Origin of the sequence: Methyloversatilis sp. XJ19-49 (genome assembly GCF_024580145.1) — a bacterium.
Lineage (GTDB): Bacteria > Pseudomonadota > Gammaproteobacteria > Burkholderiales > Rhodocyclaceae > Methyloversatilis.
Window position 1 is genome coordinate 66,839 of record NZ_JANINI010000013.1, and the last position, 26,580, is coordinate 93,418.

24 protein-coding genes are annotated in these 26,580 nt (G+C 64.3%); 4 read left to right on the top strand and 20 right to left on the bottom strand.

Going from position 1 to position 26,580, the window contains the following annotated elements:
* Window positions 1-22 precede the first annotated feature (22 nt).
* From rnhB to rpsB, 15 genes are all read right to left on the bottom strand, one after another.
* Complete coding sequence (gene rnhB / locus NMQ16_RS15385; RefSeq protein WP_257081745.1) at window positions 23-622, bottom strand: ribonuclease HII; 600 nt, start codon at window positions 620-622, stop codon at window positions 23-25.
* A complete protein-coding gene (lpxB, locus tag NMQ16_RS15390; protein ID WP_257081746.1) occupies window positions 619-1,776 on the bottom strand; it encodes a lipid-A-disaccharide synthase in 1,158 nt (385 codons plus the stop codon). The genes rnhB and lpxB overlap by 4 nt, the downstream gene beginning before the upstream one ends.
* Complete coding sequence (lpxA, locus tag NMQ16_RS15395; RefSeq protein ID WP_257081747.1) at window positions 1,776-2,555, bottom strand: acyl-ACP--UDP-N-acetylglucosamine O-acyltransferase; 780 nt, start codon at window positions 2,553-2,555, stop codon at window positions 1,776-1,778. The genes lpxB and lpxA overlap by 1 nt, the downstream gene beginning before the upstream one ends.
* A complete protein-coding gene (fabZ, locus tag NMQ16_RS15400; RefSeq protein ID WP_069037473.1) occupies window positions 2,555-2,989 on the bottom strand; it encodes a 3-hydroxyacyl-ACP dehydratase FabZ in 435 nt (144 codons plus the stop codon). The genes lpxA and fabZ overlap by 1 nt, the downstream gene beginning before the upstream one ends.
* A 10-nt stretch (window positions 2,990-2,999) precedes the next feature.
* Complete coding sequence (gene lpxD / locus NMQ16_RS15405; protein WP_257081748.1) at window positions 3,000-4,040, bottom strand: UDP-3-O-(3-hydroxymyristoyl)glucosamine N-acyltransferase; 1,041 nt, start codon at window positions 4,038-4,040, stop codon at window positions 3,000-3,002.
* 6 nt (window positions 4,041-4,046) lie between these two features.
* Window positions 4,047-4,583 (bottom strand): OmpH family outer membrane protein, encoded by a 537-nt coding sequence (locus NMQ16_RS15410; protein ID WP_306441856.1) that lies wholly within the window; start codon window positions 4,581-4,583, stop codon window positions 4,047-4,049.
* 16 nt (window positions 4,584-4,599) lie between these two features.
* Window positions 4,600-6,891: an outer membrane protein assembly factor BamA gene (gene bamA, locus NMQ16_RS15415; protein ID WP_257081750.1), complete on the bottom strand. Its 2,292-nt coding sequence runs from the start codon at window positions 6,889-6,891 to the stop codon at window positions 4,600-4,602.
* Window positions 6,892-6,910: 19 nt separating this feature from the next.
* Window positions 6,911-8,269: an RIP metalloprotease RseP gene (gene rseP / locus NMQ16_RS15420; RefSeq protein ID WP_257081751.1), complete on the bottom strand. Its 1,359-nt coding sequence runs from the start codon at window positions 8,267-8,269 to the stop codon at window positions 6,911-6,913.
* Window positions 8,266-9,426: a 1-deoxy-D-xylulose-5-phosphate reductoisomerase gene (gene ispC, locus NMQ16_RS15425; RefSeq protein WP_257081752.1), complete on the bottom strand. Its 1,161-nt coding sequence runs from the start codon at window positions 9,424-9,426 to the stop codon at window positions 8,266-8,268. Before ispC ends, rseP begins: the two co-directional genes overlap by 4 nt.
* Complete coding sequence (locus NMQ16_RS15430) at window positions 9,426-10,262, bottom strand: phosphatidate cytidylyltransferase (RefSeq protein ID WP_257081753.1); 837 nt, start codon at window positions 10,260-10,262, stop codon at window positions 9,426-9,428. Before NMQ16_RS15430 ends, ispC begins: the two co-directional genes overlap by 1 nt.
* Window positions 10,255-11,040, bottom strand: a complete 786-nt coding sequence (gene uppS, locus NMQ16_RS15435; protein ID WP_257081754.1) for a polyprenyl diphosphate synthase — start codon at window positions 11,038-11,040, stop codon at window positions 10,255-10,257. Before uppS ends, NMQ16_RS15430 begins: the two co-directional genes overlap by 8 nt.
* 15 nt (window positions 11,041-11,055) lie before the next feature.
* Window positions 11,056-11,613, bottom strand: a complete 558-nt coding sequence (frr, locus tag NMQ16_RS15440; RefSeq protein ID WP_257081755.1) for a ribosome recycling factor — start codon at window positions 11,611-11,613, stop codon at window positions 11,056-11,058.
* A gap of 76 nt (window positions 11,614-11,689) precedes the next feature.
* Window positions 11,690-12,403: a UMP kinase gene (gene pyrH, locus NMQ16_RS15445; protein ID WP_069037482.1), complete on the bottom strand. Its 714-nt coding sequence runs from the start codon at window positions 12,401-12,403 to the stop codon at window positions 11,690-11,692.
* A gap of 10 nt (window positions 12,404-12,413) precedes the next feature.
* A complete protein-coding gene (gene tsf / locus NMQ16_RS15450; protein WP_257081756.1) occupies window positions 12,414-13,313 on the bottom strand; it encodes a translation elongation factor Ts in 900 nt (299 codons plus the stop codon).
* An 81-nt stretch (window positions 13,314-13,394) separates the two neighbouring features.
* Complete coding sequence (gene rpsB, locus NMQ16_RS15455) at window positions 13,395-14,153, bottom strand: 30S ribosomal protein S2 (RefSeq protein WP_257081757.1); 759 nt, start codon at window positions 14,151-14,153, stop codon at window positions 13,395-13,397.
* Window positions 14,154-14,427: 274 nt separating this feature from the next.
* Here rpsB and map point away from each other — a divergent pair, with 274 nt between their 5' ends.
* The 3 genes from map (at window position 14,428) to NMQ16_RS15470 (ending at window position 20,574) form a co-directional block, all read left to right on the top strand.
* A complete protein-coding gene (gene map, locus NMQ16_RS15460; protein ID WP_257081758.1) occupies window positions 14,428-15,249 on the top strand; it encodes a type I methionyl aminopeptidase in 822 nt (273 codons plus the stop codon).
* Window positions 15,250-15,252: 3 nt separating this feature from the next.
* The gene (locus tag NMQ16_RS15465; RefSeq protein ID WP_257081759.1) at window positions 15,253-17,835 is read left to right on the top strand and encodes a [protein-PII] uridylyltransferase; all 2,583 of its coding nucleotides are present in this window, start codon (window positions 15,253-15,255) and stop codon (window positions 17,833-17,835) included.
* Between the two features lie 138 nt (window positions 17,836-17,973).
* Window positions 17,974-20,574 (top strand): EAL domain-containing protein, encoded by a 2,601-nt coding sequence (locus NMQ16_RS15470; protein WP_257081760.1) that lies wholly within the window; start codon window positions 17,974-17,976, stop codon window positions 20,572-20,574.
* Here NMQ16_RS15470 and def read toward each other — a convergent pair.
* Both def and NMQ16_RS15480 read right to left on the bottom strand, forming a co-directional pair.
* A complete protein-coding gene (gene def, locus NMQ16_RS15475) occupies window positions 20,553-21,083 on the bottom strand; it encodes a peptide deformylase (protein ID WP_257081761.1) in 531 nt (176 codons plus the stop codon). The genes NMQ16_RS15470 and def overlap by 22 nt on opposite strands.
* The gene (locus NMQ16_RS15480) at window positions 21,080-21,829 is read right to left on the bottom strand and encodes an S-methyl-5'-thioinosine phosphorylase (protein ID WP_257081762.1); all 750 of its coding nucleotides are present in this window, start codon (window positions 21,827-21,829) and stop codon (window positions 21,080-21,082) included. The genes def and NMQ16_RS15480 overlap by 4 nt, the downstream gene beginning before the upstream one ends.
* Before the next feature lie 909 nt (window positions 21,830-22,738).
* On the opposite strand from NMQ16_RS15480, the gene typA reads away from it, so the two are divergent.
* Window positions 22,739-24,553, top strand: a complete 1,815-nt coding sequence (gene typA / locus NMQ16_RS15485) for a translational GTPase TypA (protein WP_257081763.1) — start codon at window positions 22,739-22,741, stop codon at window positions 24,551-24,553.
* 75 nt (window positions 24,554-24,628) lie between these two features.
* Here the strand turns inward: typA and NMQ16_RS15490 are convergent, their stop codons facing one another.
* From NMQ16_RS15490 to galU, 3 genes are read right to left on the bottom strand one after another with little or no spacing between them, the layout of a single operon-like run.
* Entirely contained in the window at window positions 24,629-25,147 is a 519-nt protein-coding gene (locus NMQ16_RS15490; RefSeq protein ID WP_257081764.1) for a hypothetical protein, read from the bottom strand.
* A 3-nt stretch (window positions 25,148-25,150) separates the two neighbouring features.
* The gene (locus NMQ16_RS15495) at window positions 25,151-25,696 is read right to left on the bottom strand and encodes a hypoxanthine-guanine phosphoribosyltransferase (RefSeq protein WP_257081765.1); all 546 of its coding nucleotides are present in this window, start codon (window positions 25,694-25,696) and stop codon (window positions 25,151-25,153) included.
* Complete coding sequence (gene galU, locus NMQ16_RS15500) at window positions 25,693-26,577, bottom strand: UTP--glucose-1-phosphate uridylyltransferase GalU (RefSeq protein WP_257081766.1); 885 nt, start codon at window positions 26,575-26,577, stop codon at window positions 25,693-25,695. The genes NMQ16_RS15495 and galU overlap by 4 nt, the downstream gene beginning before the upstream one ends.
* Window positions 26,578-26,580: the final 3 nt, after the last annotated feature.

The window sequence follows — 26,580 nt, forward strand, 5'->3', positions numbered from 1 at the left end:
GCGGGGTCAACAACCAGGCTGGTCAGTCAGGCGAACCGAAGTCCAGTGCACACTGCGCCACCGGGGCAAAGCTGCGGCGATGGATGGGCGACGGACCGTGCGCGCGCAGTGCGGCCAGATGTTCCGGTGTGGGATAGCCCTTGTGGCGCGCGATGCCGTACTGCGGGTAGAGCGCCGCCAGCGCCATCATCTCGTGATCGCGGCCCGTCTTCGCGAGGATGGAGGCGGCGGATATTGCCGGCTCGCTGGCGTCCCCGCCGATAATGGCGCGCGCCGGCACGGCCAGCCCGGGCGGCACACGGTTGCCGTCGATCAGCACTTCGTCCGGCAGTACGCCCAGCCCTTCGACGGCTCGCCGCATGGCCAGCATAGTGGCATGCAGGATGTTCAGGCGGTCGATTTCCTCGACCGTCGCCACGCCCACTGCCCAGCCCAGCGCGCGCTCGCGGATCAGCGGCGCCAGCGCCTCGCGCTTCTTTTCGGACAGCTTCTTGGAATCGTTCAGGCCGTCGATCGGCCGCGCCGGGTCGAGGATGACCGCCGCCGCATAGACCGGCCCGCACAGCGGTCCCCGGCCCGCTTCATCGACGCCGGCGGCCTTCCAGTCGACGATGCCGGTCACGGGACGGCCGCTGGCAGGTGCGGCAGGATGGCCGCCGCTGCGCGCGCCGCAGTGCCCTGCCGCAGCGTCATGTGTATGCGTTCGAATTCGGCGATCTGCGCATCGCGCGCCGCGTCATCGTTGAGCAGCGTATCGAGCGCATCCGCCAGTTCGCGCGGCGTGGCTGCGTCCTGAAGCCGTTCCGGCACGACGAAACGACCCGCCATGACGTTCGGCAGGCTGCCCCAGGGCTGGTAGGCCATGCGCTTCATGATCTGCCAGCTCAGCGCGTGCATGCGGTAGGCCATCACATGCGGCGCGCGACACAGTGCCGCTTCGAGCGTCGCAGTGCCGCTGGCCACCAGTGCGGCGTCGCAGGCCATCAGCGCGTCGCGCGCGTGACCGAACAGAATGGTGATCGGCAGATCCTTCGCCTTGCAGGTCCACAGCGCCTGTTCGAACAGGGCGCGCGTCTCGCGTGTGGCCAGCGGCACAAGGAAGCGCAACTCCGGATGGCGCTCGTGCAGCAGCCGTGCAGTCTCGATCCAGACGGTCGCGTGATAGCGCAACTCCGACTGCCGGCTGCCCGGCAACAATGCGACGATGTGCGCATCCTGCGGCAGCGCGAGCCGCTCGCGTGCGTCGATACGTTGTGGCAGCGGCGAAATTTCGTCGGCGAAGGGGTGCCCGACATAGCTGACCGGCACGCCTGCTTTTTCATACAGCGCAGGCTCGAACGGGAACAGGCACAACATGCGCGACACGCTGCGCGCGATGCCTTTGATGCGCCCGCCGCGCCAGGCCCAGATCGACGGGCTGACGTAGTGAATGGCCGGCACACCTGCATCGCGCAGGCGGCGCTCGAGCCACAGGTTGAAATCCGGTGCATCGACACCGATGAAGGCGGCCGGCCGCGTCTGAAGGAGGCGAGCGAGCAGCGCGCGGCGGATGCCCGACAATTCCCGGTAGTGCCGCAGCACTTCGAAATAGCCACGCACCGACAGCTTTTCGGCGGGCCACCAGGCGTCGAAGCCAGCGGAATCCATGCGCGGGCCACCTATGCCGACGAAATCGATGTCCGGCCGTGCGTCGCGCAGCGCCTTGATCAGGTGCGCGGCCAACTGGTCACCGGATGCCTCGCCGGCGACCATGGCCACCGTGATGCGGGCAGACATTATCGGATGATGCCGCGACCGCCGGAAGCGAGGAAGTCGGACAGCACTGCGACTTCGGGGGTCGCTTTCGCCGCCTCGGCGATGGCCGCCCTGGCGTCATCCAGGCTCAGTCCTTCGCGGTAAAGCGTCTTGTAGGCGCGCTTGATTGCCGAGATGGCGTCACTGCTGTAGCCGCGGCGACGCAGGCCTTCGCTGTTGATGCCGTGCGGTGTTGCCGGCACGCCGTTGGCCAGCACGAAGGGCGGCACGTCCTGCAGCACGCTGGAATGAACACCGCAGAAGCTGTGTGCCCCCACGCGCACGAACTGGTGCACGCCGGTGAAGCCGCCGAGAATGACCCAGTCGCCCACATGCACGTGGCCGGCGAGCGCGGTGTTGTTGGCCATGATGGTGTGGCTGCCGACCTGGCAGTCGTGCGCCACATGCACATAGGCCATGATCCAGTTGTCGTTGCCGACCCGGGTGACGCCGACGTCCTGCGTGGTGCCGCAATTCATCGTCACGTACTCGCGCAGCGTGTTGCGGTCGCCGATTTCGAGGCGCGTCGGTTCGCCAGCGTACTTCTTGTCCTGCGGATCGCCGCCGATCGAGCAGAACGGGTGGATCTGGTTGTCGCACCCGATACGCGTGTGGCCGGCGATCACCACGTGCGGATGCACGCGCGTGCCTGTGCCGATCTCGACATGCGGGCCGATCACGCTGTAGGCGCCGATATCGACGCCGTCAGCCAGCTGCGCCGCAGGATCGACAATGGCAGTCGGATGGACAGTGAAAGCCATCAGCTGGGCCGAACCGCACAGAGCAGATCACACTCGGTCACGACCTGCCCATCCACCTTGGCGCGCGCGTTGTACTTCCAGATGCCGCGCGAGTGGCGGATCAGGTCGACTTCAAGGATGAGCTGGTCGCCCGCCATGACCGGCTTCTTGAAACGCGTGTTGTCGACGCCGCACAGGTAATAGACCGAGTCGGCGTCCGGCGTCGTGCCCAGCGTTTCGAAGGACAGGATGGCAGCGGCCTGGGCCAGCGCTTCGATGATCAGCACCCCCGGCATGACCGGATGGTTCGGAAAGTGCCCCGGGAAGAACGGCTCGTTGATGGTGACGTTCTTCAGCGCGTGGATGTACTTGTTCGCCTCGACGGCGAGCACCCGGTCCACCAGCAGGAACGGGAAGCGGTGCGGCAGCGACTTCAGCACCGCGTGGATGTCCATGGATTTCAAGTCAGTCTTCCTTGCTGCTTTGCAGTGATTCGATCTGGCGCTCGAGCGCACGCAGCCGCTCGGCCATGGCGTCGAGCTGGCGGATGCGGACGAAGTTGCGCGACCACTCGGCGTGTTCCATCGACGGCAGCGAACCCGTATAGACACCGGGCTTGCCGATGGACTTGCTGGCGAAGCTGACCGCCGACACAACCACATCGTCGACGATGTCGATGTGACCCATGATGTTCGACGAGCCGCCTATCATGCATCGCTTGCCGATATGCGTGCTGCCGGCGACGCCGGAACAGGCTGCCATCGCCGTGTGCTCGCCGATGTGTACGTTGTGTGCGATCTGGATCAGGTTGTCGAGCTTCACGCCGTCGCCGATCACCGTGTCGTCCAGCGCACCGCGATCGATGGTCGTATTGGCACCGACTTCCACATCGTTGCCGATGAGCACACGCCCGATCTGCGGGATCTTCACCCAGCTCGCGTCGGCCTCGCGCGCGAACCCGAAACCGTCTGCGCCGATGACCGCACCGGAATGCAGGATGCAGCGCTGACCGACGACCGAACGCGGATAAAGCGTGACGCGCGCATGCAGCCGGCTTCCGGCGCCGATCGTACAGCCCTCGCCGACCACCGATCCTGCGCCGATGGACACGCCCGGACCGATGGATGCGCCTGCCCCGACTACCGCCCCGGCCGCGATCTCGGCGGTGTCATCGACGTGCGCGGTGACATCGACCGATGCATCGGGGTGGATGCCTGCGCACACGGCAGGTTCAGGATTCAACATTTGCGCGACGCGCGCGAAATACAGCGCTGGATTGCGAACGCGGATATGGGGTCGATCGAGGCTTTCGCCATCGGTCGGCGATACGATGAAGGCACCGCCGCGGCTTGAATCCAGCGCGCTGCGATACTTCGCACCGGCCATGAAGGCGATCTGCTGCGGCCCCGCGGTGTTCAGTGATGCCACCTGTTCGATCAACAGCTCAGGGTCACCGTGCAGCGTGCCACCAAGTTGCTCGACCAGGGCGCCAAGTCGGGCTGGCATGGGCCGTTACTTGCCCGGAGGGGGATCTGCAAGCGCCTTCAACACCTTTTCGGTGATGTCGATACGCTGACTGCGATACACCACTTCCTGAAAGATGATGTCGTACTTTTCGGCTTCTGCGATGACCTTGATGGCCTTGTTCGCGCGATCCAGAACACTGGCCAGTTCTTCGTTGCGCCGCTGATTCAGGTCTTCGCGATATTCGCGCTCGCGCCGCTGCATGTCACGGGTGAGATCGTTGAATTCTCGTTCCTTCGCCCGCTTGTCGCTCTCGGACAAGGTGACCGCATTCTTTTCCATGGTCTGCTGCATCGACTGCAGCTGCTTGGCCAGCTTTTCAAGTTCCTGGCTGCGCTTCTCGAATTCCTTTTCCAGCTTCTTCTGCGAACGGACGGCCGGTGCGGCTTCGCGCAGGATGCGTTCCGTATCCACGAAGCCGATCTTCACATCCGTTTCGGAATGCGCGATCCGCGTCAAACCCATCATCGCAAGTGAAATCAACGCGATAAAGGCGAAACGTGAGAAAGTGCTTGACCTGTTCATTCGTGGTAGTCGAGGTTCAGAAAGTACTGCCGAGCTGGAACTGGAAGCGCTGGAGGCGATCCGTGGGTTCCTTGTTGAGAGGTTGCGCAATGCTGAACTTCAACGGCCCCATGGGCGAGCTCCATGCCACGGAAAGGCCCGCACTATAGCGCAAATCGCCCAGGCTCAGCGAGTCGCCGGACGCCCAGACCTGCCCAGCGTCGATGAAGGTACCGAAACGCAGCGTCTTGTCCTGCGAACCCGGCATCGGGAACAGCAGCTCGGCGTTGCCGACGATGCGTCGATTGCCACCCACGGTATTGAACAGGATATTGCCGGCGGCGTCACGATCCCGTTCGCCGAGTGACGAGGTCTGGAAACCGCGCACCGAGCCGATACCGCCCGCGAAGTAGTTCTTGTAGAAAGGCAGCGGCTTGTCGCTGTATCCATCGCCGTAGCCCACATCACCGTTGAGCATCAGGACAAAGTCCCAGAACAGGGGAAAGTAGCGCTGATGCTGGTAGGACGCCTTGTAATAACGAAGCGATCCCGGCGGCAGGGACACTTCGACGTTCACACGCTGCGTCGACCCCTTGGTCGGGTAGATCACGCTGTCGCGCGTATCACGCGCCCAACCTATCGTGCCAACCAGCGAGGTGTTCGAATCGCCGAACTCGTTGACGAAGTTCAGGTAGCGCTGCGGGCTGTTGCTGAAGGTGTCGATGCTGGTCTGATCGACTGCGAGGCCGAAATTGATGCGGTCGTCTTCGCGGATCGGGAACCCCCAGCGCAGACCGGCGCCGACCGATGACGTGCGGTAATTGCCGATGCGCAGACGCGACGGATCGACGTTGCGCAGATACACGTCGAAGCCGCGTGATATGCCGTCCGGCGTGTAATACGGATCCGTGAAGGACAGCGAATAGGTCTTGTTGATGCTGCCGCTGTTCAGGCCCAGCGACAGCGACTTGCCGCTGCCGAACAGGTTCTGCTGCGACACCGAAGTGGACAGGATGAGGTTTTCCGAACTGGAGAAGCCGGCGCCGAACGCCAGATTGCCGGTCGGCTTTTCCTTCACCGTCAGGTTGACATCGACCTGATCGGTGGTTCCCGGGACGGCGGGCGTTTCGACGGTGACACCGTCGAAGTAGCCCAGACGATCGACCCGCGATTTCGAGCGGTTGATCCGCTCGCCGTCGTACCACGCGCCCTCCAGCTGGCGGAATTCACGCCGTACCGCCTCGTCGCGCGTCTTGGTATTGCCGGCGACGTTGATCCGTCGCACATAGACCCGGCGACCCGGATCGACAAATACGTTGAACGACACGGTGCGCTTTTCGCGATCCGGTTCCGGCACGGCATTGACGTTGGCGAAGGCGTAGCCGTCGTTGCCCAGACGATCACTGATCGCCTTGGTCGTTTCGGTCAGCTTCTTGCGCGAGAAATCTTCGCCGGCATTCAACTTCACCAGGCCCCGCAATTCTTCTTCGGGAATGAGCAATTCGCCCGAAAGCTTGACGCCGCCGACGGTGTACTTTTCGCCTTCGGTGATCGAAATCGTGATGTAGATGTCCTGCTTGTCCGGCGTGATCGACACCTGCGTCGAGTCGACGTTGAACTCGAGGTAACCGCGGTCTAGGTAGTGGCTGCGCAGCGTTTCGACGTCGGCGCTCAACTTCTGGCGCGAGTACTGATTGTTCTTGTTGTACCAGCTCAGCCAGTCGCCGGTGCTCTGGCTCAGCAGCTTCAGCAGATCCTTCTCTTCGAAGGACTTCGCACCGACGATGTTGATCTGCTTGATCTTGGCCGCCGCCCCCTCGTTGATTTCGAAGGTGACCGCGACGCGATTGCGTTCCAGCGGCGTCGTCGTCGTCTTGACGTCAACGGAGTACAGTCCGCGTGTCAGATACTGCCGCTTCATTTCCTGCTCCGACCGCTCGAGCACGCTGCGGTCGAGAATGCGCGATTCGGCGAGACCGAAGTCCCGCATGGCCTTCTTGATCGTGTCCTTGTCGAATTCCTTCATGCCGATGAATTCGAGCGACGCAATGGCTGGCCGTTCGTCCACGACCACGACCAGTACATCACCTTCGACTTCGACCCGCACGTCCTTGAAGAAGCCGGTCGCGAACAGTGCCTTGATCGCCTCTGCCGCCTTGTCTTCGGTGAATTTTTCGCCGACCTTCACCGGCAGGTAACTGAATACCGTGCCCGCTTCGGTGCGCTGGATGCCTTCAACCCGGATGTCCCGCACCACGAAGGGCTCGAAGGCGAACGCATGAGCTGACAACAATCCCGCGAGCAGGGCGGGAAGCAAAAACTTGCGCATGGGGGATTTCAGCGGGCAGTCAACCGAAAAGCCGATTGATATCGTTGTAGAAGGCGAACGCCATGAGCATCAGCAGCAAGGCCAGACCGATCTGCTGGCCGATTTCCATGACTCTTTCAGACACCGGACCGCCCTTGATAAATTCGACCGTATAGTACATCAAGTGTCCACCGTCCAGCAGCGGCACCGGCAGCAGGTTCAGTACGCCCAGACTGATGCTGATGAGGGCGATGAACTTGATGTAATGCAGCACGCCCATGGCGGCAGACTGACCCGCGTAGTCGGCAATAGTGACCGGCCCGCTCAGGTTTTTCCACGACAGATCACCAGTGATCATGCGGCCGAACGCCTTGAGGCTGAACAGCGCCGTATCCCAGGTCTGCGTGACCGCAAGGCCGAACGATTCGATCACCCCGTGCTGCGCCGTGACGAACAGCCGCTCGCGCAGTCCTTCCGGTGTTTCGGGTGTCACGCCGAGCCGGCCGAAACGCTGGCCGCCTTCTTCCACCGCGGCCACGTCGGCATTCAGATCAAGTGCGACGCCATCGCGCAGCACCCGGACCACCACCACGCGACCGCCCAGTTCGCGGACTATGCCGACCATGGAAGCCCAGTCATCGACCGGCTTGCCGTCGATCGCAACGATGCGGTCACCCGGTCGCATGCCGGCCTTGCCGGCGGCACTTTCGTCGGCGACCGTTGCGACGACAGGATCGATGCGCGGCCGGAACAGCGTCAGACCCGCGCGCTCCATCAGACTGGCGTCCACCTCGGAACCGATGCCCGACAGATCGACGCGCCGACTGTTGATTTCGCTTTGATCGCTGATCGTTTCCATCACCAGCGCGCCACCCTGCAACGCCGCCTGCGCGACACTCCAGCGCAGGTCCTGGGCGGACACGATGTCCTTGCCGTTGATCGAACGCACCAGTTCGCCTTCGGTCACGCCGGCCACCGCCGCCGGCGTACCGACCGCCGGCGCAGCAAGAAGCGGGCGAAGCTCTTCCATGCCGTTGATGAACAGGCCCCAGTAGATCAGGATGGCCAGCAGGAAATTGGCGATCGGCCCGGCCGACACGATGGCGAAACGGCGTCCCACGCTCTGTCGGTTGAAGGCACGCGGAAGCTCCGATGCCGCGACCTCGCCTTCGCGTTCGTCCAGCATCTTGACGTAACCACCGAGCGGAAACAGCGCCAGTACCCACTCGGTCTGGTCCGGCCCGAAGCGACGCGACAGCAGCGGCCGGCCGAAGCCGACCGAAAAGCGCAGCACCTTGACGCCGCAAAGCCGCGCGATGCTGTAGTGGCCCAGTTCGTGCACCGTGATGAGGATGCCCAGCGCCAGGACAAAGGCGCCGGCGTAGAAGAACGGACTCAAGTGCGCGCCCTGATGGCGCGCTGCGCCGTCTGGCGGGCAGCGGCGTCGGCGGCAAATACGTCGTCGAGTGTGGTGGCAGGCATGTCGGGCAGCGTATCCAGGGTTTCGGCGATCACGTCCGCTATGGCACGGAAACCGAGCCGACGTTCCAGGAACGCCGCGACCGCCACTTCATTGGCGGCATTCAGTACGGCCGGTGTGCCCTGTCCGGCGGCCAGCGCGGCAAACGCCAGCCGGAGGCAGGGAAAGCGGTCCAGATCCGGGCGTTCGAACACGAGGTTCGCCGACATGGCCAGATCGAGCGCGCCGACCCCGGACTCGATGCGTTCCGGCCAGGCCAGTGCATGCGCAATCGGGGTGCGCATGTCCGGATTGCCCATCTGCGCGAGTACCGAGCCGTCGACGTATTCGACCATCGAATGCACGATGCTCTGCGGGTGGATCACCACATCGATGCGCTCGGCGGGCGTATCGAACAGCCAGTGCGCTTCGATCACCTCGAGGCCCTTGTTCATCATGGTCGCCGAATCGACCGAAATCTTGCGCCCCATTTCCCAGTTCGGGTGGGCACACGCCTGATCCGGCGTCACGTGGTCGAGCTGATCGATCGGCGTACAGCGGAACGGTCCGCCCGACGCCGTCAGCAGGACGCGTCGCACACCTGCCCTGCCCTGCGTCGGCATGCACTGGAAAACCGCGTTGTGCTCGCTGTCGATCGGCAGCAGCGTGGCGCCGTTCGAAGCCACCTCGTGCATGAACACTGCCCCGCACATGACCAGGCTTTCCTTGTTGGCAAGCAGGATGCGCTTGCCCGAACGCGCTGCCGCCAGCGTCGGACGCAAGCCGGCCGCACCGACGATGGCCGCCATGACGGTATCGACCTCGGGCAGCGCAGCGATCATTTCGAGCGCTTCGCTCCCATGCATGACTTCGGTCGACACCCGCCCTGCCAACATGCCACGCAAGGCGCTGGCTGCATCAGCGTCCGCCACCACGGCGACTTTCGGTGCAAAGGCGAGACATTGTTCGGCCAGCTTGTCGATCTGGCGGTGACCCGACAGCGCCACCACCTCGAAACGATCGGGGTGCCGCGCCACGACATCCAGTGTGCTGACGCCGATCGATCCGGTGGCGCCGAGTATGGTCAGTCTGCGCATCACGTCTGCGCTCCGGGAAGTAGGTTGAGCAGGGCAAATCCGATCAGCGGCAGTGTTGCGGTCAGGCTGTCGACGCGATCGAGCACACCGCCATGACCGGGCAGCAATTGACTGCTGTCCTTGATGCCGGCCTGGCGCTTCATCATCGACTCGAACAGGTCGCCGACGATGCTGACCGCAGTCAGCAGCAGCAGTATCACCGACCAGACCAGCCAGGCGGGCATGTCGGACTCGGCAAACAATAGCGGTTTTATGGCCAGACCGTAGCATTGCACTGCGATCACTGCGCCGAAGGCACCCTCCCACGTCTTGCCCGGGCTGATCGCCGGCGCAAGCTTGTGCCGGCCGAACGCTCGACCGGCGAAATAGGCTGCGATGTCGGCGATCCACACCACGGCCATCAGCAACAGCAGCGGCATGAGACCCTGTGCTCGCAGCTGTATCAGCGCCAACGCAGGCGGCAGCAACACGATGACACCGGTCAATGCCATCCAGAAGGCCGCCGGACGCCCACCGCGCCACATCCATGCCGGGACGATCACCAGCCAGAATGCGATGGCGAGCGCGTGCAGGGCGGAGAGCGGACGCATGGCATCCGGGAGCACACCGGTCGGACCGAAGGCAAACGCCGCGGCGGCAGCAACGAGCAGGAAGGTGATCACGCCGGAACCGATGGCACCTCCGGGGGCAAGACCGCTCAGACGTCCCCACTCCCAGCCGGCGAGACCGAGGATGAGCGCCACCAGCCAGCCCCAGGCGGTCAGATCGAGCAAGGTCAGCGCAGCGTACAGACCTGCCAGCAATACGATGGCGGTCAGTACCCGCTGCTTAAGCATGCCGGCCGACCGCGCCGAGCGCGGCTGCGGTGGCAGCCTGCACCTGTTCGCTGGTGCGTCCGAAACGACGTTCGCGCTGCTGGAAGGACGCGATGGCTTCGTCAACGGCCGAACCGTTGAATTCCGGCCACAGCTTGTCGGTGAAATACAGCTCGGTGTAGGCCAGTTGCCAGAGCAGGAAATTGCTGATGCGCTGCTCGCCGCCGGTGCGGATGAACAGGTCGGGTTCCGGCGCATAAGCCATCGCCAGATGCGGGGTCAGATCGCTCTCGACGAAACCTTCCCGCCGCGAAGGATTGGCCTTCAGCATTTGCTCCGTCGCCTGCAGGATGTCCCAGCGGCCGCCGTAATTTGCGGCAACCGTGAGATTGAGTCCGGTATTGCCTGCAGTCAACGCTTCGGCGCTGCGGATCATGTCGATCAGTTTCGGTTCGAAGCGCGACAGGTCACCGATCACACGCAGCCGTATCGAATTCTCGTGCAGGCGGACGACTTCTTCTTCCAGTGCGCGCACGAACAGCTGCATCAGGAAGCTCACCTCTTCCGGCGGACGACGCCAGTTTTCCGAGCTGAACGCGAACAGCGTGAGGTAACCGACGCCGCGCTCGGCGCAGCGCGACACCACTGCGCGCACAGCTTCGACCCCCTTGCGGTGCCCGGCCACCCGCGGCATGAAGCGGCGGCGCGCCCACCGGCCATTGCCATCCATGATGATGGCGATGTGTTGCGGAACCGGCAGGTTGCCGCCGTCGATCGGCTTGCTGGAGCGCGAGGACACGATGCGGGCTCGGCCTCAGACCGCCATCAGGTCTTGTTCTTTCTGCGCGAGCAGCTTGTCGACCTCCGAAATGTAGCGGTCGGTCAGTTTCTGGATGTCGTCCTGCGTACGCCGCTCGTCGTCTTCCGAAATGGTTTTAGCCTTGACGGCGTCCTTCAGCACGCTGTTTGCATCACGGCGCAGGTTGCGCACCGCGATGCGGCCATTTTCGGCTTCACCGCGCACCACCTTGATCAGTTCCTTGCGCCGCTCTTCGGTCAGCGCAGGCATCGGCACGCGCACGACATCGCCCATCGCCGACGGGTTCAGGCCCAGGTCGGAATCGCGGATGGCCTTCTCGACCACCGGCAACAGCTTCTTTTCCCACGGCTGCACGCCGATGGCGCGCGCGTCGATCAGCGTGACATTGGCCACCTGGCTGAGCGGCACCATGGAGCCATAGTAATCAATCTGGATGTGGTCGAGGATGCCGGTGCGGGCGCGTCCGGTGCGCACCTTGCCGAAGTCGGCCTTGAGCGACTCCAGCGTCTTCTGCATCTTCTGTTCTGTGGTTTTCTTCAACTCGGGGATCATGAAGTCGCCTCTTGTTGGAAGTTGCGGCCGCTCGTCGGCAGCCTGTTGAGCCATGGCGAGCGCAATACACGCACCACTATATATGGACCAGCGTACCCTCGTCTTCGCCCATCACCACGCGCTTGAGCGCGCCCGGCTTGAAAATGCTGAACACCTTGATCGGAAGTTGCTGGTCACGGCACAGCGCGAGCGCCGTGGCGTCCATCACCTTCAGGTCGCGGCTGATCGCCTCGTCGAAGCTGATGCGCTCGTAGCGGGTCGCATCGGGCACTTTCATCGGGTCGGCGCTGTACACGCCGTCGACCTTGGTCGCCTTGAGCACGATTTCCGCCTCGATTTCGCGTCCGCGCAGGGCAGCAGCCGTATCGGTCGTGAAAAACGGATTGCCCGTGCCGGCGGCGAAAATGACCACCTTGCCTTCTTCCAGATAACGGATCGCCTTGCCGCGGATGTAGAACTCGACGACCGGTTCGATGCTCAGCGCAGACTGCACCCGTGCAGCAACACCGGCCTGACGCATTGCATCGCCCAGCGCCAGCGAATTCATCACCGTCGCCAGCATGCCCATGTAGTCGGCGGTGGCGCGATCCATACCGGCCGCGCCACCCGCCACACCGCGGAAAATGTTGCCACCGCCGATCACCACGCCCACTTCCACGCCCAGGGCGCGGATTTCGGCAATTTCCGCAACAATGCGGGCAAGCATGTCACGGCTGATGCCGTAGTCGTCGTCGCCCATCAGGGCCTCACCCGACAGTTTCAGCAATATCCGGCGGTAGGCAACAGTCATGCAGGTTCCTTCAACGTGCTGCAGCGGCTGCAGCGGCCTGTGCGGCCACTTCGGCAGCGAAGTCGGTCGTCTTCTTCTCGATGCCTTCACCGACCAGGTAAAGCGTGAACCCGGCGATCTTCGCCGACTTCGCCTTCAGCAGCTGTTCGATGGTCTGCTTGCCGTCTTCGGCCTTGACGAAAACCTGACCCAGCAGCGTCACTTCCTTAAGGAATTTCTGCACCGAGCCTTCCGCGATCTTGGTGATCATCTCTTCCGCCTTGCCGGCTTCGCGCGCCTTTTCGATCGCGACGCGACGTTCGGCTTCGATCAGGTCGGCCGACACGCCACTCGAGTCGAGCGACTTGGGCTTCGAAGCAGCGATGTGCATCGCCAGATCCTTGGCGAGCGCTTCGTCGCCACCCACGACATCAACCAGCACACCGATCTTCGAACCGCCGTGCACGTAGCTGGCGACCTTGCCTTCGGCGGCAATGCGCACGAAGCGGCGGATCGACATGTTTTCACCGATCTTGCCGACCAGTGCCGCGCGCGTCGATTCGACCGTGCCTTCGCCCATCGGCAGCGCCGACAGCGCGGCGACGTCAGCCGGATTGTGCTCGGCGATAAGCTTTGCGCTGCCATTGACCAGTGCGAGGAAGTCATCGTTCTTCGCCACAAAGTCGGTTTCGCAATTGACTTCGACCATCGCGGCAAGCTTGCCGTCGGCCGACAGGTAGAGACCGACGATGCCTTCGGCCGTCACACGGGCAGCGGCCTTGCTGGCCTTGTTACCCAGTTTCACGCGGAGGATTTCTTCCGCCTTCTGCAGGTCGCCACCGGCTTCGGTCAGCGCCTTCTTGCATTCCATCATCGGAGCGTCGGTCTTCTCACGCAGCTCCTTGACCATTCCTGCGGTGATTTCCGCCATGCTGAGTCCCGCCTTCCATCAACTGTTCTTGCAATTCGTCAAACACCCGGCAACCGCGCGAGCGGCCGCCGGGACGGTTCATCAGGCCTGCGGTTCCGCTTCGGCTTCGACTTCGACGAATTCGTCGTCGCCCTTGAGCTGCGCAACCAGTTCCTGGGCGGCGCTGTTGCGGCCTTCCAGGATGGCATCAGCCACGCCCGATGCGTACAGGCGGATGGCACGGCTCGAGTCGTCGTTGCCCGGAATCACGTAATCGACGCCGAGCGGCGAGTGATTGGTGTCGACCACCGCGATCACCGGAATGCCGAGCTTGTTCGCTTCGGTGATGGCGATCTTGTGGAAACCGACGTCGATCACGAACAGCGCGTCCGGCAGGCCGTTCATGTTCTTGATGCCGCCGATGCTCTTCTGCAGCTTGATCAGCTCGCGCTGCAGCACCAGGGCTTCCTTCTTCGGCATGCGTTCCATGCTGCCGTCCTCGACCAGTTGCTCGAGATCCTTCAGACGCTTGACCGACAGCTTCAGCGTCTTGAAGTTGGTCAGCATGCCGCCGAGCCAGCGCTCGTCAACATACGGCACGCCCGCGCGCTGCGCTTCTTCGGCCACGATTTCACGGGCCTGACGCTTGGTGCCGACCAGCAGGATGGTGCCCTTGTTGGACGACATGCGGCGGATGAAGGCCATTGCCTCGTTGTAGCGGGCAACCGTCTTTTCCAGGTTGATGATGTGAATCTTGTTGCGATGGCCGAAAATGTACGGGGCCATCTTGGGGTTCCAGAAGCGGGTCTGATGTCCGAAATGGACACCCGCCTCCAGCATTTCACGCATGGATACGGACATTGAAGTCTCCGATCAGGGTTTAACCTCCGCCCGGCCGTGTTCGCAGCCGCAACGTCCGGCTACGCACCCTATCGGTCGAGCTGCCATAACAACGACAGCACCGGGCGTGTGGATTTGTCTGACGTACCTGATAGGTACTGGAATCAAACAGCCCACGATTCTAGCAGTCGCAGTGCAACAAACTCAAGCAGTCCGGCACGCAAGCGTTTGCCGCCGTCGGGCGCTTCGGCTAACCTGATCGGTCCCCGAGCGTATTTGAAGAGCCGTTACTCCTATGAGCGTCACCATCAAGACTGCGGAAGAGATCGAGAGCATGCGCGTCGCGTGCAAGCTGGCGTCAGAGGTGCTCGATTTCATCGAACCGCACGTCCAGCCCGGCATCACGACGGAAGAACTTGACCGGTTGTGCCATGACTACATGGTGAATGAGCAGAAAACCATCCCGGCGCCGCTGAACTATGCACCGCCGGGCTACAGTCCGTTCCCGAAGTCGATCTGCACGTCGGTCAACCATGTCGTGTGCCACGGCGTTCCGGCACCGCGTGCGCTGAAGAAGGGTGACATCGTCAACCTGGACATCACGGTGATCAAGGACGGTTTCCACGGCGACACCAGCCGCATGTTCATGGTCGGCAACGAAGTCAGCAAGCAGGCCAGCCGGCTGTGCCAGATCACCTTCGAATGTCTGTGGCTCGGCATTTCCCGCGTCCGGCCGGGCGCGCGCCTGGGCGATATCGGTCACGTGATACAGCGGCATGCCGAAACGAACGGCTTTTCGGTGGTGCGCGAATTCTGCGGTCACGGCATCGGTCGCAAGTTCCACGAAGATCCGCAGGTGCTCCACTACGGCAAGCCCGGCACCGGCATGGAACTGCAGCCCGGCATGATCTTCACCATCGAGCCGATGGTGAATGCCGGCCGCGCCGCCGTGTCCGAGCTGGCGGATGGCTGGACCATCGTCACGCGCGACCGCACGCTGTCTGCGCAGTGGGAACATACGGTGGTCGTCACCGACGACGGTTACGAAGTGTTGACCGTGTCCGCCGGCTGCCCCCCCCCGCCGGCGCTGATCGGCGACGTCCGCGGAGCGGCCTGACGGGTGGATGCTCCAGCCGGCACCGACGCGCTGCGCCTGCTGGCGGCCACGCTGCGTGCCGAGCTGTCGGCGGCTCAGCAGCGGCTGCGTGAAACGTTCGAACGTGACGGCAACAGCCAGCGGCTGCTGCGCGACCGCGCCCGCGCCGTCGATGCCGCCTTGCGCCAGCTCTGGGCGGCGGCCGGCATGCCGCGCACGGCGGCGCTGGTTGCCGTCGGTGGCTATGGCCGCGGCGAGCTGTATCCGGCATCGGACGTTGACCTCCTGTTCCTGACCCCGTCGCAGCTTTCGCCGGACACCGAATCACGGCTCGAGATGCTGGTCGGCCTGTTGTGGGACATCGGACTGGATATCGGGCACAGCGTCCGTTCGGTGGGCCAGTGCGTAGAAGAGGCATCGCGCGACATCACGGTCGAAACAACGCTGCTCGAAGCGCGCCTGCTGGCCGGCTCCCGCCGCATGTTCCGCGAACTCAGCCACGCGCTGGCGACCCAGCGAGATCCGGGCAGCTTTTTCAAGGCCAAGCGCCTGGAGCAGGACGAACGCCACCAGCGCTATCAGGAAACTCCCTACAGCCTGGAGCCGAACTGCAAGGAAAGTCCGGGCGGGCTGCGCGATCTGCAGGTGATCCAGTGGATCGCGCGCGCCAGCCAGTTCGGCTCGACCTGGGCAGAACTGGCTGCGCGCGGTCTGATCACGCCGACCGAATCGCGCCAGCTGCACCGGATCGAACGTTTCATGCGCGACACCCGTGTCCGGCTGCACCTGATCGCACGCCGGCGCGAAGACCGGCTGATCTTCGACCACCAGGAAGCGCTGGCTGCGGCGTTCGGCATGCAGGCCACGCCGACCCGCCGCGCCTCCGAAGTGTTCATGCAGCGCTATTACCGCAGCGCGAAGATGATCACCCAGCTGAACACCATCCTGCTGCAGAACATATCCGCCGCGCTGTTTCCGTCCGACGACACCGTCGTGCAGCCGATCAACGCGCGCTTCCAGTCCAGCCGGGAACTGCTCGACGTGGTGTCGGAGGACGTGTTCGAGCACACGCCGAGCGCACTGCTCGAATGTTTCACGCTGCTGCAGACGCACCGCGAGCTCAAGGGCATGACCGCGCGCACGCTGCGCGGATTGTGGCGGGCGCGCCGCCTGATCGATGCGAAGTTCCGGCGCGACCCGCAGAACCGCATGCTGTTCCTGTCGCTGTTCCAGCAGACCCGCGGCCTGGTGCATGAAATCCGCCGCATGAACCAGTACGGCATCCTCGGCCGCTATCTGCCGGCCTTTGGCCGCATCGTCGGCCAGATGCAGCACGACCTGTTTCATGTCTACACCGTCGACCAGCACATCCTGCAGGTGATGCGCAACGTGCGCCGTTTCACGATGGCCGAGCATGCGCATGAATATCCGCTGCTGTCGCGCCTGATCACCGCATTCGAACGCCGCTGGCTGCTCTACCTGTCGGCGCTGTTCCACGACATCGCGAAGGGCCGCGGCGGCGACCATTCGCAACTGGGCATGCGCGACGCACGCCTGTTCTGCATGCAGCACGGCATCGCTGCCGACGACGCCGATCTGGTGGTGTTCCTGGTCGAGCACCATCTGTCGATGTCATCGGTCGCGCAGAAGCAGGATCTGTCCGATCCGGACACCATCCGCGCCTTCGCAGCGCTGGTGCGCACCGAACGCCGCCTGACGGCGCTGTACATCCTGACCCATGCCGACATCCGCGGCACCAGCCCCAAGGTGTGGAACGCCTGGCGCGGCAAACTGCTGGAAGACCTCTACTTCTCGACCCTGCGCGTCCTTCAGGGCGAAAGTCCGGGCGCATCCGGCACGCCCGACCGGCAGGAGGAAGCACGCCACCTGCTGCGCTACTTCGGCCTGCGCGAAGGCATCGAAAACGAGTTCTGGGCCAGACTCGACACCGTTTACTTCATGCGGCACGAGGCGGACGAAATCGCCTGGCACACGCGCATGCTCTACTTCCAGGCCAACGCCAGCACACCGGTCGTCAAGGCACGGCCCAACCAGGTTGGCGATGGCCTGCAGGTGATGGTCTATGCGCCCGACCAGCCCGATCTGTTCATGCGTCTGTGCGGTTTCTTCGGCCGGCTCGGCTACAGCATCGCCGATGCGAAGATCCACACCACGACCGACCGGCACGCGCTGGACAGCTTCATCCTGCTCGACCCGAACCGGCACCTGAATTCGCGCGACATGATTGCGCTGATCGAAACCGGGCTGGCCGAACGACTGCAGAACCAGACGCTAGCAGAGCAACCGGTCACCGGCCGGCTGTCACGCGAGGTCAGGCACTTCCCGATCACGCCCGAAGTGCTGATCAAGCCGGACGAACGCAAGCAGCACCACATCATGCACGTCACGGCTGCCGACCGGCCCGGCCTGCTCTATTCGGTCGCCCGGGTACTGGCCGCGCACCACATCAATCTGCATACCGCCAAGATCACCACGCTCGGCGACCGGGTCGAAGACGTATTTCTCGTTTCCGGTGCCGAGCTGGAAAAAAGCACGACGCTGATCCGGCTCGAGCAGGAACTGCTGGGAGAACTGGCTATCCTCTAGCATCGCCGATCCGCGTGGCGCGAATGGATGCCCTGCGCCACACATTCCATACCGAAATAGCCCCGGACACCCGACAAAGACAGCTCACAGGCGCTCGATCGCGCCCTGAAAACCTTGCGCACGAACCGGATCTGACCGTTGAGTTTCTCCACGTACAACCCACGTCGCCTGTCCCTGTTTGACCGGAGCAAGCCGCTGGCGGTCGCCCTGATCGCGCTGCTGTCCGGACTGGCGCTCACCGCCTACATCGCCGATGTCGAAGCCGATCAGATGCTGCAGCGCCAGCGCGGTGAAGTCGCCGCCCAGGCAGGCGTCGTGCGGGCGCGGCTGGAGAGCGAAATAAACAGCGCCGCCCATCTGTCACTCGGCCTGGTCAGTTACGTCGCCGCCAACCCCGCCATCACGGCCGATGCCTTCAACCGGGTGAGTGAACGCATGCTCGCCTACGGACGCCACGTACGCAGCATTGCGCTGGCGCCCGACAACGTGCTGCGCTTCGTCAATCCGCTCGCCGGCAACGAAGCAGCGCTCGGCCTGCGCTATCTGGACCATCCGGCGCAACGCGATGCCGTGCTCAAGATGATGGAAAGCCGGCGTTTCGTGCTCGCCGGCCCGCTCGATCTGGTGCAGGGCGGCGTCGGCCTGATCAACCGCTTTCCGATCTATCTGCCTGCGGCGGATGGACACCCGGAAAGGTACTGGGGACTGGCGTCCATCGTGCTGCGCTTCGACAGCCTGCTCAAGGCGAGCGGTCTGCTCGACTCCGACCCGAACATCCGCTACGCCCTGCGCGGTCGTGACGGCATGGGCGCGGACGGCGAAGTCATCCATGGCGAATCGGGCGTCTTCGACCTCGACCCGGTGAAGGTCGATGTCGTGCTGCCGGACAACGCGCGCTGGCAACTGGCCGCGGTGCCGGTTGGCGGCTGGCGCGGCGCGTTGCAGGACACCCGCGTCATCAGCATATGGGTTGCCGGCAGCCTCGTCTCCGTTGCGATCGCGGGCCTGCTCGGTCTCGGGCAATTGCAGATCCGGCGCATCCGGCTGCGCGACGCCGATCTGTCGCTGGCCGCCAGCGTGATCCACAGTTCGAACGAAGCCATCGTGGTGACCGACGAAGGGGATCGCATCGTGTCGGTCAACCCGGCATTTTCAAAACTCACCGGCCAGACACGCGAAGCGGTGCTCGGCAAACTCGCATCAACCGTGGTGTCGACGCCCTACGATGCGTCGAGTCACGCGTCCTTCGTGCAAGGCATCGACGCCGGCGGCGACTGGTCAGGCGAACTGGACGACCGGCGCGCCGATGGCGAAACCTATCCGAAGCGACTCAGCATCTACCCGGTCGGCGAGCGGAGCAGCGACGTCCATTACGTGCACTCCTTCAGCGACATCAGCGAACGCAAAGCCGCCGAGCGCAAGATCCATCATCTGGCTCACCACGATGCGCTGACCGGGCTTCCGAACCGGCTCAGCCTGCAGGGCCGCATGGAACAGGCGATGGCCGAAGCGCGCCGGCACGGCACGCTGATCGCCGTGATGATGATAGACATGGACCACTTCAAGGACATCAACGACACGCTCGGTCATCATGTGGGCGATGCGCTGCTGGTCGATGTCGCGCAGCGCCTGCTCTGCTGTGTGCGCTTGAGCGATGTGGTGGCGAGACTGGGCGGCGACGAATTCGTCGTGCTGGTGACCGACATGGCGTCGACACTTACCGCGGCCGCCGTCGCAGAGAAGATCGTCTCGGCGCTGTCGGCGCCGTATCAGGTCGAGGCCTACCGGCTGCACTCGACGCCCAGCGTCGGCATCGGCGTGTTCCCGAATGACGGCACTTCGGTCGATACACTGCTGCGCAACGTGGATACCGCGATGTACCACGCGAAGGCTGCAGGCCGGAACAACTACCAGTTCTTCGACCAGAGCATGTCAGCCAATGCCAGCGAGCGGCTGGCCCTGCAGGGCAGCCTGCACCACGCGATCGAATCCCGTCAGTTCGTGCTGCACTACCAGCCGCAGATCGAAGTCGCCAGTGGCCGGCTGGTCGGCGTCGAGGCGCTCGTGCGCTGGCAGCACCCGGAGCGCGGTCTGGTACCGCCGAACAGTTTCATTCCGATCGCCGAAGAGAGCGACCTCATCATCAAGCTCGGCGAGTGGATCCTGCAGGAGGCCTGCTGGCAGTTGAGCCGCTGGAAGGATCAGGGCCTGATGCTGCGGGTATCGGTCAATCTGTCGGCGCGCCAGCTGCGCTCGAAGAACCTGCTGCACCAGGTCGAGGACACGCTGATCCGGCACGACCTGCGCCCGGGCGAGCTCGAACTCGAAATCACCGAAAGCGTGGCCATGGACAACCCGGACGCCACGCTGCGCATGCTCGGCCAGTTGCGCGAGCTGGGCGTCGAACTGGCGATCGACGATTTCGGAACCGGCTATTCATCGCTGAGCCATCTGAAACTGATGCCCCTGCAACGACTGAAGATTGACCGCTCGTTCGTGAAGGACATCGAAAGCGATCCGGACGACGCGGCCATCTGCGCCGCGACGATCAGTCTGGCGCAGAACCTGGGGCTCAGCGTGGTGGCGGAAGGTGTGGAAACGGACGCCCAGCTCGCCTTCCTCGGCAATCTGGGCTGCGAATGCGTGCAGGGCTACCTGTTCAGCAAGCCGCTGCCGGCCGCCGAATTCGAAGCGTGGGCCACGCAGCGCGCGGCCGCTCAGTCGTCGCTGGCGTCCTGATCGGGGAACAGCACTTCGGTGTAGCCGAATCGGCTGAAGTCACGCACCCGCATCGGGTACAGCACGCCATCGAGATGGTCGCACTCATGCTGCACCACGCGGGCGTGAAAGCCATCGACCTCGCGCTCGATCGGCGTGCCCTGCGGATCGAAGCCGCTGTAGTGCAGCCGGGCATGGCGCGCCACGACGCCGCGCAGGCCGGGTACCGACAGGCAGCCTTCCCAGCCCTCTTCCATCTCCTTGCCGAGCGGTGTCAGCACCGGATTGACCAGCACGGTGAACGGCACGACCGGTGCCTCGGGATAGCGCACCGACGGCGAGCCGCCGAACACCACGACCCGCAGATCCACGCCGATCTGCGGCGCTGCAAGTCCGGCACCATCAGCAGCCTGCATGGTGTCGATCAGGTCCTGCACCAGCGCATCGAGTTCGGCGCAGCTGAAGCGCCTGACCGGCTGCGCCACACGCAGCAGTCGCGGGTCACCCATGCGCAGGATGTCGCGGATCATGCGCACTCCCCGTTCGCGCACAGGGCTTCGAGCACGCGACGAACGCGCGTCATCGCCTCCTGCAGCATGTCCTCGATGGCCGACATTTCGATACCGTGCAGCGAATCGCCTCGACCCGCCGCATGATTCACCACGACGTTGATCGCTGCATAGGCCAGACCCGCCTCGCGCGCCAGCACTGTCTCAGGCATGCCGGTCATGCCGACGACGTGCGCACCGTCGCCCTCCAGCCGGTTGATTTCCGCAGCCGTCTCCAGGCGCGGTCCCTGGGTCGCGGCATAGACTGCGCCATCGACCACCTGCTCGCCGGCCCGCGCCGCGGCATCCAGCAGAGCCCTGCGCAGGGCGGCGTCGTAGGGCTCGGTGAAATCGATGTGCTTCACCTGGCCGTCGTGGCCATCGAAGAAGGTGCTGTGACGGCCCCAGGTGTAGTCGATGATCTGATCCGGTACGACCAGCGTGCCCGGCCCGAGGTCGGCCCGGATGCCGCCGACCGAGGCGACCGATACGATGCGCGCCACGCCGACGCTGCGTAGCGCCGAAATGTTCGCGCGGTAATTCACGCGGTGCGGCGCAATGGTGTGGCCGTACCCGTGGCGCGCGATGAATACCAGATCGCGCCCGGCGAGCCGGCCGAAGGTCAGCGGGCCGGACGGCTCACCATAGGGCGTACGCACCACTTCGCGACGTGTGACGTCAAGATTGGCCAGCTGCGTCAGACCGCTGCCGCCGATGATCGCCAGCATGAATGCACTCCTTTGTCCCGGGCTGCGCAGTCTATCAGGCGAAAAAGTCCGGCTCGCTCCGGCGCGGGTACCGGCCGAAGGGCCGCGGGAGCGCCGTCCCCGTCGCGATCAGTACAGCGACGGTCGCCGTGCAAGGTGCGCATCGCGGCGGGGCCGCCGCTCCCACAAAACCTGTGCTGCTCCCACCAGGGCGACACGCCCACAACGGGTGTTCCCGCGCGGGTGCCGGTCGAAGGGCTGTGGGAGCGACGTCCTCGTCGCGATCGATGCGGCGACGGTCGCCTTGCAAAGTGCGCATCGCGGCGGGGCCGCCGCTCCCACAAAACCTGTGCTGCTTCCACCGGGGCGGCACGCCCACAACGGGTGTTCCCGCGCGGGTGCCGGTCGAAGGGCAGTGGGAGCGACGTCCTCGTCGCGATCAGTACAGCGACAGTCGCCTTGCAAAGTGCGCATCGCGGCGGGGCCGCCGCTCCCACAAAACCTGTGCTGCTCCCACCAGGGCGGCACGCCCACAACGGGTGTTCCCGCGCAAGTGCCGGCCGAAGGGCTGTGGGAGCGACGTCCTCGTCGCGATCGATGCGGCGACGGTCGCCGTGCAAAGTGCGCATCGCGGCGGGGCCGCCGCTCCCACAAAACCTGTGCTGCTCCCACCAGGGCGACACGCCCACAACGGGTGTTCCCGCGCGGGTGCCGGTCGAAGGGCTGTGGGAGCGACGTCCTCGTCGCGATCGATGCGGCGACGGTCGCCGTGCAAAGTGCGCATCGCGGCGGGGCCGCCGCTCCCACCGGGGCGCTGCTCACACAAGGCCTGCTGCGACACAGGGCTGGCTACACGCTGCGCGGAACACTGTTTCGGCTTGCGCTCTGTGCTATCCTTGCGTGTTTTTCTTATTGCGCTGCACCATTCCTATGTCCCGCTCCATACGCAACATCGCCATCATCGCGCACGTCGATCATGGCAAGACCACGCTGGTCGACCAGCTGCTGCGCCAGTCCGGCACCTTCGCATCGCACCAGCAGGTTTCGGAGCGCGTGATGGATTCAAACGATCTCGAAAAGGAACGTGGCATCACGATCCTGTCGAAGAATTGCGCGATCGAGTTCGAAGGCACACACATCAATATCGTTGACACCCCGGGCCACGCCGACTTCGGCGGCGAGGTCGAGCGCGTGCTGTCGATGGTCGATGGCGTGCTGCTGCTGGTCGATGCCGTCGAAGGCCCGATGCCGCAGACCCGCTTCGTGACCCGCAAGGCGCTCGCGCTCGGCCTCAAGCCCATCGTCGTGGTGAACAAGATCGACCGCCCGGGCGCACGTCCGGACTGGGTGATCAACCACACCTTCGACCTGTTCGACAAACTGGGCGCAACCGAAGAGCAGCTCGACTTCCCGGTCGTGTTCGCCTCGGCGCTGAATGGTTTCGCGATGCTCGATTCGAGCACGCCCGGCACCAATATGCGTCCGCTGTTCCAGGCCATCCTCGACAACGTGCCGCAGCCGGAAGTCAATGAAGACGGCCCGCTGCAGCTGCAGGTCTGTTCGCTCGATTACTCGACCTACATCGGCCAGCTCGGCATCGGTCGCATCACGCGCGGCCGCATCAAGCCGAACCAGGAAGTCGCCGTGTATTACGGCGACGAACTGCGTGGCAAGGCCAAGGTCGGCCAGGTGCTGACCTTCAAGGGTCTGGAGCGCACGCAGGCCGAATCGGCCAGCGCCGGCGACATCGTGCTGGTGTCGGGCATCGACCAGGTGAATATCGGCGTCACCATCTGCGACCCGGATTCGCCGGCGCCGATGAAGCCGATCGCGGTTGACGAGCCGACGCTGACGATGAATTTCATGGTGAACGCGTCGCCGCAAGCCGGTCGCGAAGGCAAGTACGTCACCAGCCGCCAGATCCGCGAGCGACTCGAAAAGGAACTGCTGAAGAACGTCGCGCTGCGCGTCGAATACACCGAAGATTCGGACGTGTTCCTCGTGTCGGGTCGCGGCGAACTGCACCTGACCATCCTGCTGGAAACGATGCGTCGTGAAGGCTACGAACTGGCGGTCGGTCGCCCGCGCGTGGTGTTCAAGGAAATCGACGGTGTCAAGAGCGAGCCGTACGAACTGCTGACTGTCGACGTCGAGGAAACCCACCAGGGCGGCGTGATGGAAGAACTCGGTCGGCGCCGCGGCGAACTGCAGGACATGCAGCCGGACGGCAAGGGCCGGGTGCGCATCGAGTACCGCATTCCGGCGCGCGGCCTGATCGGCTTCCAGGGCGAATTCCTGAACCTGACGCGCGGCACCGGTCTGGCCAGCCACGTGTTCGACGACTACGGTCCGGTCGCCGGCGCGATGTCGGAACGTCGCAACGGCGTACTGATTTCGCAGAACGATGGCGAAGCCGTCGCCTACGCCCTGTGGAATCTGCAGGACCGCGGCCGCATGTTCGTCAGCCCCGGTGACGTGCTGTACGAAGGCATGATCATCGGCATCCACTCGCGCGACAACGATCTGGTGGTGAACCCGATCAAGGGCAAGCAGCTCACCAACGTACGCGCGTCGGGCACCGACGAAGCCGTGCGCCTGGTGCCACCGATCTCGCTGACGCTGGAATCGGCGATCGAATTCATCGCCGACGACGAACTGGTCGAAATCACGCCGAAGACGATCCGCCTGCGCAAGCGTCACCTGAAAGAACACGAGCGCAAGCGCGCCTCGCGCGACGAAGCCTGATCTTCCGGGCCTCGCCAGAAAAAAGGAGCGCTCCGGCGCTCCTTTTTTCATGCGTCAGCCGCGCTGCGCGCGCAGTCACTGCGGATCGCTGCACACCGGGTTCTTTTCGGCACACAGCCGCGCATAGGCCGCCTGCAGCACCCGCGCGTCATTGCTGGCGCGGTGCCGGGTGGTATGCAGTTCTTCGCTGACTTCCTTCTTCACCTCGTGCCAGCGCGCCGCCTGCGCCTCGCTCAGCAGCTCCCGCAGGCTGCGCAGGTGAAAGCGCGGCACGCGGTCCACCTCGTCGTACAGACGGGACAGCCAGGCGTAGTCGTTGCCCCAGGCGTCGCTGTAGACGTCCTGGCCGCGCAGCGCCTCGTCGAGACGGCACACGACATCTTCGATCGGCAGGCCGTGCTGCATCAGCACCTCGCGCGTGATGTGGTGCACCGCTTCGGCGCTCTGGTCCCAATGCCGCCAGCCTTCCGGTGGGCGAACCAGGCAGCAGAGGGTGCGGCCATCGGGCAGGATGCAGCCGACCTCGATCGGGTAGCTGCCGGCGCCGAAACCGGACGCTTCGACGTCAAGAAACACCGGCAGCGCTTCGGCCATCGCCTACTCCCTGAGTGCGTAAATGGCCGGGAGGTTGCGCCAGGCACCGCGCACGTCCATGCCGTATCCGAAAACGTAGCGGTCCGGCAATTCGAGTCCGGTGAAGTCGGCCTTGATCGGCTTGGAACGCCCGATCATTTTGTCGGAAAACACGGCGGTCAGACAGCGTTGCGCACCCGCGTCGAGCAGGTGGCGGCGAATCGCCGCCAGCGTGATGCCCTCGTCGAGGATGTCGTCCAGTACCAGCACCGTGCGCCCTGCGACCGGGATGCGCGGCTCGCTGATCCAGCGCAGCGCACCGCCCTGCGTGTCGTCGCCGTAGCGCGTGACGTGCAGGTAATCGAAATCGAGCGGAAAGGCGAGCTGGGGCAGCAGATTGCCGGTGAACACCACGGCGCCGCCCATGACAGACAGCAACAGCGGGTAGCTGTCGCCCAGCGCGGCGGTGATTTCATGCGCCAGCCGGGCAACCGTGGCGTCGACCTGCGCTGCGTCGCAGATCAGTTCGGCGCCGTCGAGCAGCGCCTGTGCATCGGCGAGACGGCTCACGCAGCGTCGGCGGCTGCGGCGTGCTGCGCGTCCAGCCAGGCCGAGAACGCGGCACCGACTTCCGGATGCTTGCGCGCCAGTTCGACCGTGGCCTGAAGATAACCCAGCTTGGAGCCGCAGTCGTAACGCGTGCCCTTGAACGGATAGGCCAGCACGGCTTCCTCGCCCAGCAGCGCGGCAATCGCGTCGGTCAGCTGCAGCTCGCCGCCGGCACCGGGCGTCAGGGCGCGCAGGTGATCGAAAATGCTCGGTGTCAGGATGTAGCGGCCGACCACCGCCAGCGTCGACGGCGCCACTTCGGGCTGCGGCTTCTCGACGATGCCGGTCACGCCATACAGCCCGCCGACGTCGGCGTCCGTGCTGACGATGCCGTAGCTCGCCGTCTGGCTGCGCGGCACCTGCTGCACGCCGAGGATGGAGCGGCCGAAGCGGTCGAAAATGTCGGTCATCTGCTTCAGGATCGGCGGCTCGCCATCGATCAGGTCGTCGGCCAGCAGCACGGCAAACGGCTCGTCATTCACCACCGGCGCGGCGCACAGCACCGCATGGCCCAGACCGAGCGGTTCCGACTGGCGGATGTAGATGCAATTGACGTGCTTGGGCACCGTGTTGCACAGCGCCAGCAGTGCGGTCTTCTGCTTCATTTCGAGCTCGTGTTCCAGCTCGTAGGCCTTGTCGAAGTGATCGGCGATCGAACGCTTGGTGCGGCCGGTGATGAAGATGAGGTCGGTGCAGCCTGCGGCAACCGCCTCTTCCACCGCGTACTGGATCAGCGGCTTGTCGACCACCGGCAGCATTTCCTTCGGATTCGCCTTGGTGGCGGGCAGGAAACGGCTGCCGAGGCCAGCCACCGGAAATACGGCTTTACGCACTGATTTCATCTA

What these genes read in the sequence shown, in the direction of transcription:
- NMQ16_RS15480 (WP_257081762.1), bottom strand. Translation starts at nt 21,829, where the DNA reads ATGCTGGCGATCATCGGCGGCAGCGGTCTGACGCAGCTGGCCAATCTT.
- ispC (WP_257081752.1), bottom strand. Translation starts at nt 9,426, where the DNA reads ATGCGCAGACTGACCATACTCGGCGCCACCGGATCGATCGGCGTCAGC.
- pyrH (WP_069037482.1), bottom strand. Translation starts at nt 12,403, where the DNA reads ATGACTGTTGCCTACCGCCGGATATTGCTGAAACTGTCGGGTGAGGCC.
- frr (WP_257081755.1), bottom strand. Translation starts at nt 11,613, where the DNA reads ATGATCCCCGAGTTGAAGAAAACCACAGAACAGAAGATGCAGAAGACG.
- lpxB (WP_257081746.1), bottom strand. Translation starts at nt 1,776, where the DNA reads ATGTCTGCCCGCATCACGGTGGCCATGGTCGCCGGCGAGGCATCCGGT.
- NMQ16_RS15490 (WP_257081764.1), bottom strand. Translation starts at nt 25,147, where the DNA reads ATGGCCGAAGCGCTGCCGGTGTTTCTTGACGTCGAAGCGTCCGGTTTC.
- tsf (WP_257081756.1), bottom strand. Translation starts at nt 13,313, where the DNA reads ATGGCGGAAATCACCGCAGGAATGGTCAAGGAGCTGCGTGAGAAGACC.
- lpxD (WP_257081748.1), bottom strand. Translation starts at nt 4,040, where the DNA reads ATGCCAGCCCGACTTGGCGCCCTGGTCGAGCAACTTGGTGGCACGCTG.
- NMQ16_RS15430 (WP_257081753.1), bottom strand. Translation starts at nt 10,262, where the DNA reads ATGCTTAAGCAGCGGGTACTGACCGCCATCGTATTGCTGGCAGGTCTG.
- typA (WP_257081763.1), top strand. Translation starts at nt 22,739, where the DNA reads ATGTCCCGCTCCATACGCAACATCGCCATCATCGCGCACGTCGATCAT.
- lpxA (WP_257081747.1), bottom strand. Translation starts at nt 2,555, where the DNA reads ATGGCTTTCACTGTCCATCCGACTGCCATTGTCGATCCTGCGGCGCAG.
- fabZ (WP_069037473.1), bottom strand. Translation starts at nt 2,989, where the DNA reads ATGGACATCCACGCGGTGCTGAAGTCGCTGCCGCACCGCTTCCCGTTC.
- galU (WP_257081766.1), bottom strand. Translation starts at nt 26,577, where the DNA reads ATGAAATCAGTGCGTAAAGCCGTATTTCCGGTGGCTGGCCTCGGCAGC.
- map (WP_257081758.1), top strand. Translation starts at nt 14,428, where the DNA reads ATGAGCGTCACCATCAAGACTGCGGAAGAGATCGAGAGCATGCGCGTC.
- def (WP_257081761.1), bottom strand. Translation starts at nt 21,083, where the DNA reads ATGATCCGCGACATCCTGCGCATGGGTGACCCGCGACTGCTGCGTGTG.
- NMQ16_RS15410 (WP_306441856.1), bottom strand. Translation starts at nt 4,583, where the DNA reads ATGAACAGGTCAAGCACTTTCTCACGTTTCGCCTTTATCGCGTTGATT.
- rpsB (WP_257081757.1), bottom strand. Translation starts at nt 14,153, where the DNA reads ATGTCCGTATCCATGCGTGAAATGCTGGAGGCGGGTGTCCATTTCGGA.
- bamA (WP_257081750.1), bottom strand. Translation starts at nt 6,891, where the DNA reads ATGCGCAAGTTTTTGCTTCCCGCCCTGCTCGCGGGATTGTTGTCAGCT.